Genomic DNA, 8,786 nt, shown 5'->3' on the forward strand with positions numbered 1-8,786 from the left:
CGCGATCGGGCCGCAAAGCGGCCCCGGCAATATCAGCGCCGAAGCTGAAAACCTGGGGCCGCTTGGCGGCCCGATCGCGACACAAGGCCGCTCCTACAGGGGCCGTACCAGACATTGCGGCAGGTGCTTGCTTTGCACCGGGCCTGGGCAGAAGCTATGCAGCATTAGGAGACCCCCCGATGAACCTGCAAGAACTCACCCAACGCCTGCACCAGATCCGTGACAACAACGACTGGCGTGGCTTTCACAGCCCGAAAAACCTGGCCATGGCCGCCAGCGTCGAAATGGCCGAACTGGTAGAAATCTTCCAGTGGCTGAGCGAAGACCAATCGCGCCAGCTACCTGCCGACAAACTGGCCCACGCTGGCCAGGAAATCGGTGATGTGGTGCTCTACCTGTTGCTGCTGTGCAGCGAACTGGGCCTGGACATGGACCAGGTGGTGCGGGCCAAGCTGGCCGACAGCGAGAGGCGCTTCGCCCGATGAACGACCGTCATTTCGATGAGCTGGCCACCCGTTTTGCCGAGAAGATCTATGGCGGCGCCAAGGGTGCAATCCGCCTGGCCGTCCTGCAGGCCGACCTGGCCGAAGCACTGCCCGACCGCCCATTGCGCATCCTCGACATCGGCGCCGGCCTGGGCCACATGGCCCTGTGGCTGGCCCAGCGCGGCCACCAGCTGACCCTGGCCGAACCCGCCGCCCCCATGCTCGACGGCGCGCGGGCACGCTTTGCCGAAGCCGGCCAAACAGCCACTTTCATCCAGGCGCCCTGGCAAGACCTGCTCGGCCAGCTGACCGAGCCCTACGACCTGGTGCTGTGCCACGCCGTGCTCGAATGGCTGGCCGAACCCGAAAGCATCCTGCCCGTGCTGCACCAGCTCACCGCCCCTGGTGGCTGGTTGTCGCTGGCCTTCTACAACCGCGACGCGCTGGTCTACCGCAACCTGCTCAAGGGCCATTTCCGCAAGTTGCGCAGCAACCGCCTGGAAGGTGAAAAGCAGAGCCTGACCCCGCAAAAACCGCTTGATCCACGTGAACTCAAGGCGCAACTTGAACCTATGTGGCAGGTAGAAAGCGAAAGCGGCGTGCGGGTGTTCCACGACTACATGCCCAAGGAATTCCAGGGTAAGGCCGAGCTGCTCGACCTGCTGGAAATGGAACTGGCCTACCGCCGCCACCCCAGCTTCGCCGGGCTTGGCCGCTACCTGCACTGGGTTTGCCGCCCTCGTTGATCCACCCGCCGGGAGGAATACATGCCGTACCGTCTGTTGTGCCTGGCACTGCTGCCTTTTGCCCTGGCTGGCTGCCAGGGCAGCAACCCCTATGTGGCCAGCAGCCGGCCATTGCCACCAGCCCCTGCCCAGGCGGCTACCACCTTCGATGCCAGCGCCTACCCGGCGCCAGCCCGTGACTATGGGCACTACCGCAGCTGGAGCTGGCGCGATAACCAGCTGCCCACCGGCTCGGCCAATGCCGACCCCGCGCAACTGGCCGATGCCGTCAGCGGCGTACTTGACCAGCATGGCCTGCGCCCCGCCCGCGGTGGCCCCGGCGACTTGCTGGTGAGCGCCGACATGCGCCTGGAAAAACGCTTGCGCCAGGTGCGTGACTACGACACCTACGACCCCTACTACGGGCCCTATGGCGGCGTTGGCTATGGCGGTTACCGCAATGGCTACGGCGGCTATGCCAGCGTACCCATCGTGCGCACCTATGAAGTGGAAGTAATGGTGGTCCGTATCGACCTGTACGACGCGCGCAACGGCCAACCGGTGTGGAGCGCCAGCGCCGAAAGCGGCAGCGACAAGGACTCGCCGCGCGAACGCGAAAGTGCCTTGCGCGATTCTGTGCACAAGGCGCTCAGCGGCTATCCTCCCAGTTAACAGCTAATGGAGAACCATCATGTTGCGCCGTCTCGTTCTACTGTCATTCGCGTTATTGCTGGCGGCCTGCTCCAGCAATAACGTCCAGCAGGATTTCGACGCCAGCCGCGATTTTGCCGCCTACCGCAGCTGGGCATGGCAAGAACCGGGCCTGCAGTACCGCCCGGATGACCCACGGATCAAGAGCGACCTCACCGAACAGCGCATTCGCCAGGCGGTCGCCGACCAGCTCGACCAGCGCGGCCTGCGCCCGGTACAAGGCGGCGCACGACCTGACCTGACCGTACGCACGTACCTGATCGTCGAACAGCGCCAACAGCAGATCACCACCAACTACGGCGGTGGCTGGGGTGGCTATTGGGGCGGCTACTGGGGTGGCCCGATGTACAACGAAACCCGCAGCGTCGACTACAAGGTCGCCACCATTCAGGTCGACATGTTCGACGGGCGTGACGGCAAGCTGGTCTGGCGCGGCAGTGCCGAGCAGATCATGAACAACTACCCGCCAAGCCCCGAAGAGCGCAACAGCGCGATCCACAACACCGTGGCCAAGGTGTTGGGCAATTACCCGCCGGGAAGTAAAAAATAAGTTGATACGCAGTTTCTGAAGGCGCTGCGCAAACTTGTGGGAGCGGGTTTACCCGCGAAGAAGGCCCCGCGTTGCATGGCACCGGCTTCGCCGGTGTTCGCGGGTGAACCCGCTCCCACAGGGAACGCGCAAAATATTCAACCGCAAGAACCTGTGTCAGCTACGACAAAATCGATTCCGAGCACGCCTTTTTCCGTTGCAAGCCCCACTTCCCCGCACGTTCGCGTCTATCTTCAGTTAAGGAAACCTGACTGACCGGGTAGAAGTGTTCAACTTTTGGGAAAGGCGACCTGCAAATGCAAAGCATTGTTCTCCTGCTGTGGCTTGCCTTGTGCTCCGAACAGGATGTGCGTCAACGCCAGATCTCCAACATGCTCACCCTGGGTGTGGCCACCTGCGCGCTGGTCTGGCTGTTCGCCACCGGCCACAGCTGGATCGGCGCCGATGCCAGCGATGCCGGCTGGGCGCTGGCCATTGTCATGCTGCTGACCCTGCCAGGCTACATGCTCGGCCGCTTTGGCGCCGATGACGTCAAGCTGATGGGTGCCCTGGCCCTGGCCACCAGCCCGCAATACGTACTTGGCACGTTCATCGGTGCCGGTGTCAGTGTACTGGTCTGGCTGCTTACCCGCCGGCGCCTGTGGCTGCTGCTCAACCCCAAGGTAAAGAAGCGTTTGCAGGCCCTGACCGAAGAAATGGGCGACAAGCAGGCCTTCGTACCTTATGTGCTCGCGGGCTTTCTTTTGACCTCCGTATGGATCCAATGAGCCTTCCTGCGGTCCGATACGTTGTACAGGCCTTGTACATAATCGCCGCGAGCGACTACTTTTAGACTGCCAGAGCGTCTGGCCCGGGAGCAGGGCCGAATACGAACAGGGAGTTGATCGTGTCCAGACCAGTGAGTGAAGTGAAGGTGTTGGTGGTTGATGACCATACGGTCATCGTCGAACAACTGTGTGAATTCCTCGAAACCCAGGGCTATGTCTGCGTCCCAGCCCACTCTACCGACCAAGCTATCGAGCACTACATGGCAGACCCGGCCATTGGCCTGGTCATCTGCGACCTGCACATGCCGGAGCGGGACGGCATCGCACTGATGCGCGCCTTGAAAGAGATCAACGGTAGCCAGCGCATGTTCGAGGCCATCATGCTGACCGGGCGAGCCGAGAAACAGGACGTGATCCGCGCGCTGCGCGAGGGCTTTGCCGACTATTACCAGAAACCGATGAACCTTGAGGAACTGCTCGAGGGCGTACGCCGGCAGGAAGAGGCTTTGCTGGAGCGCCAGCGCAACTTCCGTGACCTGGGTGGGTTGAACCAGCGTTTGCAGGATCTGGCCGATTCGGTGGACGAGTTGTATCAGGACCTGGAGAAAGCCCGTGGTCAGGGAATGCATCGGCGTGCCACTGACGTTGAGGAAAGCGAGAGCGAGCTGCCGGCAGCGTTCGAGAAGCTGTCGCCTCGGCAGCTGGAGGTGGCCCGCCTGGTGAGCAAGGGCAAGACCAATTACCAGATTGCCTGTGAACTGGGGATTACCGAGAACACTGTGAAACTGTATGTATCGCAGGTGTTGCGCTTGACGCATATGCATAACCGGACCCAGCTGGCACTGGCGCTGACGCCTAGCTCTTCGCCGGTGCATCAGCGGTTTACTACTCACTGAAGGGTTGGTTTCACGATTTTGGGGCTGCTTTGCAGCCCTTTCGCGACGCAAGGCCGCTCCGCGTACATCCTGTAGGAGCGGCCTTGTGTCGCGATCGGGGCGCAAAGCGCCCCCCTACATCTCAACACCAATACTCAAGGTAAGCCTGGGCCCGCGGTCCAGGCTGTCCAATGCCACATCCGCCAACGGCTTGGCCAACTCCAAAGTCAGATTGAACAGGCGCTCATCCCCCAACCGCACACCCAGCGCCGCCGAAGCCAGGTGGGCGTCCTGCACCGACCCACGGTTATGCCAGGCCTGCGCCGTATCCACCACCGCATAGGGCTGCACCCGCCAGCGACCACGCACGCTGTAATTCACCTCGTAAGCCACACCCCAGCCCTTATCCCCATCCGCCTGGTCACGCGGGTAGCCACGCCCGAAATTTTGCCCGCCATACCCCGCCCGCTCGCTGTCGGGCAGCCGGTCATCACTCCAGTACAACGCCCCGGACACCACGCCCTGCCAGTTGTCCGCCAGCGCGTCGCGCTGTAAACCCGAGAGCCGCAGCCGCAAGAAGTCCAGGTCGTAGTCGGCATCGCTGCGCGCGCCCAGGTACTCCAGGCCCTGATAAACCCCGGCACCGACGATGCGCATACGCCCCGGCTCGACCTGGCGCCAGTCCCCTTCGAACGACAGCGCACGCACGTAGGTGTCGTAAACCCGATTCGATGGCTGGTCCTCATCGTGTTCAATGACCGCGTACAAGTGCCCCTGCACCGCCAACCACTCATCCGCTTTGACGATCACCGGCTGGCGCAGGCCTATCGCATAGCGCTCGCTGTCGCGCTTGCGGGTGATGTCACGGCCATCGTCCAGGCGAATGCGCGTGCCAGGCTCGCTGCGGTAGCGCGAGGCCGACAGCAACAGTTGGCTACCGGCGGCGTCCAGGTACTGGCTGTAGTCCAGCCGCTGGTATTTCACCTGGTCATCGCCCGGCGGCAGCAGCCAGCTGGCGGTGAGCTGTTCGCCGTAGCGGGTCTGGGCATTGCTGCTGGCCGTGAACAACGCCTGCACATCGTCGCGGCTGGAATCGGCCACGGTGACAGCTGCGCTGAACGGTTTGCGCCGCGCATGAAGGGTCAGCCGGGCAGCACCATCAGCCGCCTGTGCGGTAGTCAGTTCAGCCTCTATCGCCAAACCAGGCATGCGCGCGGCCAGGCCCAGAATGTGCTCCAGCGTTTCGCGGGTCAGTGGCCGCTCGGCCTCAAGACGCGCCAGCAACTGCTGCAGATACTCGCCGGCCGGGCCGATATCGCCGTCTACACGGTAATCATGGATATACCCTTCGACCAGCACCACATTGACCGTGCCGTCGGCCACGTCCTGCACCGGCAGGTAGGCATACGACAGCAGGTAGCCCTCCTGCCGGTAGCGTTGGCTTAGGCGGTCGGTGTACTGCTGCAGCTCGCCCAGCGTGGTTTCACGCCCGATCAGTGGCTGGTAATGCTCGCGCAGGTCGCTGAGGGGGAACACCGTACCGCCCTCGAAGCGCACCTTGTGCAGCACTAGCCGGGTCTGGGCGGGTAACCATGCGCTGGCACCGGTGCTCACGCCGGCCAACCGCAGCCCGGGATTGAGCGGGCGGTAGGCATCTACAGGCAGGTTGGCGCCGGGCAGGCGCCGTTCATACTCATGGCTGTCGAGAAAACCCGGCAACGGCCCGGCCTGGGCCGCGAGCGCCCAGGGCAACAACAGCAGGGGCACGGCCAGAGGACGCATAGGGCGCTCCATGTTCCCATGGGTTGCGGGGCATCAGCCGGCCACACCCGTTACTGGCAAGCGTAGGTGCTGGCCCGGCTGCCGTCGAACGCCTACTCGCTGACCTGGAACGCTACCCGCGCCGTCTCGCCGCTTTCGTCCAGCGCGCTGAGTTCGGCTTGGCCGACCTGTGGCAAACGCAGCAGCAGGCTGTCCTGCCCCTGGGTTTCGCCCAGCGGCTGTCCGTTCAGGAACCACCAGCGTCGTCCACCACCGCCCAGCGCCGAGACATGCAATTGCAAAGGCTCGCTGCTGGTGGCCGGGCGGCGCAGGTTGTCGCCTGGCCGCACGCCAACGATGGACAGTGGCGGTGCGCTGGCCGCTACCTGCGGCGGGCAGGCCGGGTCGATGGCCGGCAAGCGCGCTGCACGCCGCTCGACGCGGGGCAGCCAAGGCTCCAGCGGTGCAGGCCACAGGGCGACATCACGGGCCGTCGCGCCCGGGCAGCTACCCTCCACGCGCAACCCCTGCTGGTTGACCCACACACGCTCGCGCAAACCCAGGCCCAGTGGCTGGTCGGCAGCCTGCAAGGTGGGTGGTGCGGTGCCGTCCAGGGTCCAGGCAAAGCGCTGACGCCGGCAGTTGGGGTCTTGCTTGTTCATTGGCTGGCCCAACGGCCAACAGATGGCGGCCACGCCGACGTTCGACGGCACCCGCTCCACCGGCACACTGATACCGCGCTGGCTGTCGCGGTTACTGAGCAGGTCGTGCACCTGCAGCATCAGCGGCGCCGCCGAAGCCAGGCCGAACTGCCCGGGCACCGGCGTGCCATCGGGGCGGCCGATCCATACGCCGATCAGGTAGCGCGGCCCCACGCCGATCGACCAGGCATCGCGAAAGCCATAACTGGTGCCGGTCTTCCAGGCCAGCTGCGGGCGCTGCACCAGCTCGGCATGCGGGTCGCGGTCGGGCCGCGCCTGGCCACTGAGAATGCGCCGGATGATCCATGCCGCGCCCGGCGACAACAGGCGTCGCTCTACCAGCGGGTCCTGCGGCTGCAAGCGTACCCGTGCACTGTTGCCGCCCCTTGCAAAGGCCGCGTAGCCGCCAACCAGCTCTTCCAGACGGCTGCCGGCGCCACCCAGAATCAACGACAGGTTGGGCTCGGCCAGTGGCGGCAATATCAGCGGCATGCCCGCCATACGCAGTTGCGCGGCAAAGCGTTTCGGGCCGTAGGCCTCCAGCAACTGCACCGCCGGCAGGTTGAGTGACAACGCCAGCGCCGAGCTGGCCGACACCGGCCCGCTGAAGCCCATGGAGAAGTTGCCGGGGCGATAGTCACCATAGCGACGCGGCACATCCTGTAGCAGCGATTCGGAATGGATCAGGCCATCGTCCAGCGCCATGCCGTACAGGAAGGGCTTGAGGGTGGAGCCCGGCGAGCGCAGCGAACGCACCATGTCGACATGGCCAAAGCGGCGCTCGTCGGCCAGGTCGATCGAGCCCAGGTAGGCACGCACCGCCATGGTTTGCGCCTCGACCACCAGAATGGCCGCGGAAGTGCGCTCCGGCAGCCGTGCGCGCCAGCCCAGCAGCAAGTCTTCGAGGCGCCGCTGCAGTGCCGCATCGAGCGTGGTGCGGATCAGCGGTGGGCTGTTAGCGCTGTTCAGGCGCCGGGCCAGCAGTGGCGCGAGCGCCGGCTCCTGACGCGGTGCCAGCACCAGCGGCTCCTCGGCGGCTTCGCGAATTTGCCATGCAGGCCATACCTGATACTCGGCCAGGCGCTGCAACACCTTGTCGCGGGCACGCTGGGCACGCTCGGGGTGGCGGTCCGGGCGCAAGCGGCTGGGTGCCTGGGGCAATACGGCCAGCAGCGCCGCTTCGGCGGGGGTCAGGTGCAGCGGCGACTTGCCCAGGTACGCCCAACTGGCGGCCGCTACGCCCTGCAGCGTGCCGCCGAAAGGCGCGCGGTCCAGGTAAATTTGCAGGATCTCGCGCTTGGACAGATGCCACTCCAGCTGCAGGGTGCGCCAAAGCTGGCGCAGTTTGCCCGCCAGCGTGCGGTCATGCGGGTCGAGCAGACGCGCCACCTGCATCGACAACGTACTGCCGCCCGACACCACGCGCCCGCCGCGAAGGTTCAGCCAGGCCGCGCGCACCAGAGCCAGCGGGTTGACCCCGGGGTGGCGGTAGAACCAGCGGTCCTCGTAGGTCAGCAACGCTTGCAGGTACAGCGGCGACACCTCATCGGGGCTGACCGGGTAGCGCCACACGCCATCGGCATCGGCAAAACGCCACAACGGCGTGCCATCCTCGGCCAGCACTACCCGGGCCAGGTCATCGCCCGGCATGGGCAGCGGCCAGATGCGGTCCGCCAGCCACAACAGCCCGCACAGTACCAGCAGGCCAAGCAATGTGCTGCGCAACAACCTGCCCGCGCGGCGGCGTGGCCGCGCTAAGCTTGGCATCGGGAACCGACCTGGCCTGGTGATGGCCAAAGGCTTTGGGACGGCAACCTCGCCGATTCGTACATCAGGAAGCAACTATGCATGTAGAAGGTTTTTTCGAGTGGCTGGGCCAGGCACTGGGGGCTGTGATCCGCTTCATCGTCGACGCTTTGAGCGGGCTGTTCAACCTGTTGGCCAATGCCGGTGGCAATTTCATTGACGGCCTGGCCCGCACCTTGGGCATGGACACCTCGCTGCTGAGCATCCTGGCCCTGATCATCGGCCTGATGCTGCTGTACTCGGCAATCCGCGCGTTCATGCGGGCGTCGATCATCCTCGGGATCATCTGGCTGGTGCTGGGGTTGTGGGTGATGAGCTGGGTGATTCACTGAATTCTCAAGCGGCCTTGCGCAGTCCTTGTAGGAGCGGGGGGGGGGGGGGGGGGGGGGGGGGGGGGGGGGGGGG

9 protein-coding genes are annotated in these 8,786 nt (G+C 64.8%); 7 read left to right on the plus strand and 2 right to left on the minus strand.

Annotation, left to right across the window (positions count from 1 at the left end):
- The first annotated feature begins 179 nt into the window (after positions 1 to 179).
- The 6 genes from IAE39_RS28185 (at position 180) to IAE39_RS28210 (ending at position 4,134) form a co-directional block, all read left to right on the plus strand.
- Positions 180 to 485: a MazG-like family protein gene (locus IAE39_RS28185; RefSeq protein ID WP_013970728.1), complete on the plus strand. Its 306-nt coding sequence runs from the start codon at positions 180 to 182 to the stop codon at positions 483 to 485.
- A complete protein-coding gene (locus tag IAE39_RS28190; RefSeq protein ID WP_201207752.1) occupies positions 482 to 1,231 on the plus strand; it encodes a methyltransferase in 750 nt (249 codons plus the stop codon). The genes IAE39_RS28185 and IAE39_RS28190 overlap by 4 nt, the downstream gene beginning before the upstream one ends.
- Before the next feature lie 21 nt (positions 1,232 to 1,252).
- Positions 1,253 to 1,882: a DUF4136 domain-containing protein gene (locus IAE39_RS28195; RefSeq protein ID WP_201207753.1), complete on the plus strand. Its 630-nt coding sequence runs from the start codon at positions 1,253 to 1,255 to the stop codon at positions 1,880 to 1,882.
- Positions 1,883 to 1,901: 19 nt separating this feature from the next.
- Positions 1,902 to 2,471, plus strand: coding sequence for a DUF4136 domain-containing protein (locus IAE39_RS28200; RefSeq protein ID WP_201207754.1), 570 nt, complete (start codon positions 1,902 to 1,904; stop codon positions 2,469 to 2,471).
- Between the two features lie 296 nt (positions 2,472 to 2,767).
- Positions 2,768 to 3,238: a prepilin peptidase gene (locus IAE39_RS28205; protein WP_201207755.1), complete on the plus strand. Its 471-nt coding sequence runs from the start codon at positions 2,768 to 2,770 to the stop codon at positions 3,236 to 3,238.
- 119 nt (positions 3,239 to 3,357) lie between these two features.
- Positions 3,358 to 4,134 (plus strand): response regulator, encoded by a 777-nt coding sequence (locus IAE39_RS28210; protein ID WP_201207756.1) that lies wholly within the window; start codon positions 3,358 to 3,360, stop codon positions 4,132 to 4,134.
- Between the two features lie 114 nt (positions 4,135 to 4,248).
- Here the strand turns inward: IAE39_RS28210 and IAE39_RS28215 are convergent, their stop codons facing one another.
- Together IAE39_RS28215 and pbpC are read right to left on the minus strand one after the other, a co-directional pair.
- Complete coding sequence (locus IAE39_RS28215) at positions 4,249 to 5,895, minus strand: ShlB/FhaC/HecB family hemolysin secretion/activation protein (RefSeq protein WP_201207757.1); 1,647 nt, start codon at positions 5,893 to 5,895, stop codon at positions 4,249 to 4,251.
- 92 nt (positions 5,896 to 5,987) lie between these two features.
- Positions 5,988 to 8,342 (minus strand): peptidoglycan glycosyltransferase PbpC, encoded by a 2,355-nt coding sequence (gene pbpC / locus IAE39_RS28220; protein WP_201207758.1) that lies wholly within the window; start codon positions 8,340 to 8,342, stop codon positions 5,988 to 5,990.
- 77 nt (positions 8,343 to 8,419) lie between these two features.
- Between pbpC and IAE39_RS28225 the strand changes: the two genes are divergently transcribed.
- Entirely contained in the window at positions 8,420 to 8,713 is a 294-nt protein-coding gene (locus IAE39_RS28225) for a hypothetical protein (RefSeq protein WP_201207759.1), read from the plus strand.
- Positions 8,714 to 8,786 lie beyond the last annotated feature (73 nt).

Origin of the sequence: Pseudomonas sp. S37 (genome assembly GCF_016658545.1) — a bacterium.
Classification (GTDB): Bacteria; Pseudomonadota; Gammaproteobacteria; order Pseudomonadales; family Pseudomonadaceae; genus Aquipseudomonas.

What these genes read in the sequence shown, in the direction of transcription:
- IAE39_RS28185 (WP_013970728.1), top strand. Translation starts at nt 180, where the DNA reads ATGAACCTGCAAGAACTCACCCAACGCCTGCACCAGATCCGTGACAAC.
- IAE39_RS28190 (WP_201207752.1), top strand. Translation starts at nt 482, where the DNA reads ATGAACGACCGTCATTTCGATGAGCTGGCCACCCGTTTTGCCGAGAAG.
- IAE39_RS28195 (WP_201207753.1), top strand. Translation starts at nt 1,253, where the DNA reads ATGCCGTACCGTCTGTTGTGCCTGGCACTGCTGCCTTTTGCCCTGGCT.
- IAE39_RS28200 (WP_201207754.1), top strand. Translation starts at nt 1,902, where the DNA reads ATGTTGCGCCGTCTCGTTCTACTGTCATTCGCGTTATTGCTGGCGGCC.
- IAE39_RS28205 (WP_201207755.1), top strand. Translation starts at nt 2,768, where the DNA reads ATGCAAAGCATTGTTCTCCTGCTGTGGCTTGCCTTGTGCTCCGAACAG.
- IAE39_RS28215 (WP_201207757.1), bottom strand. Translation starts at nt 5,895, where the DNA reads ATGCGTCCTCTGGCCGTGCCCCTGCTGTTGTTGCCCTGGGCGCTCGCG.
- pbpC (WP_201207758.1), bottom strand. Translation starts at nt 8,342, where the DNA reads ATGCCAAGCTTAGCGCGGCCACGCCGCCGCGCGGGCAGGTTGTTGCGC.
- IAE39_RS28225 (WP_201207759.1), top strand. Translation starts at nt 8,420, where the DNA reads ATGCATGTAGAAGGTTTTTTCGAGTGGCTGGGCCAGGCACTGGGGGCT.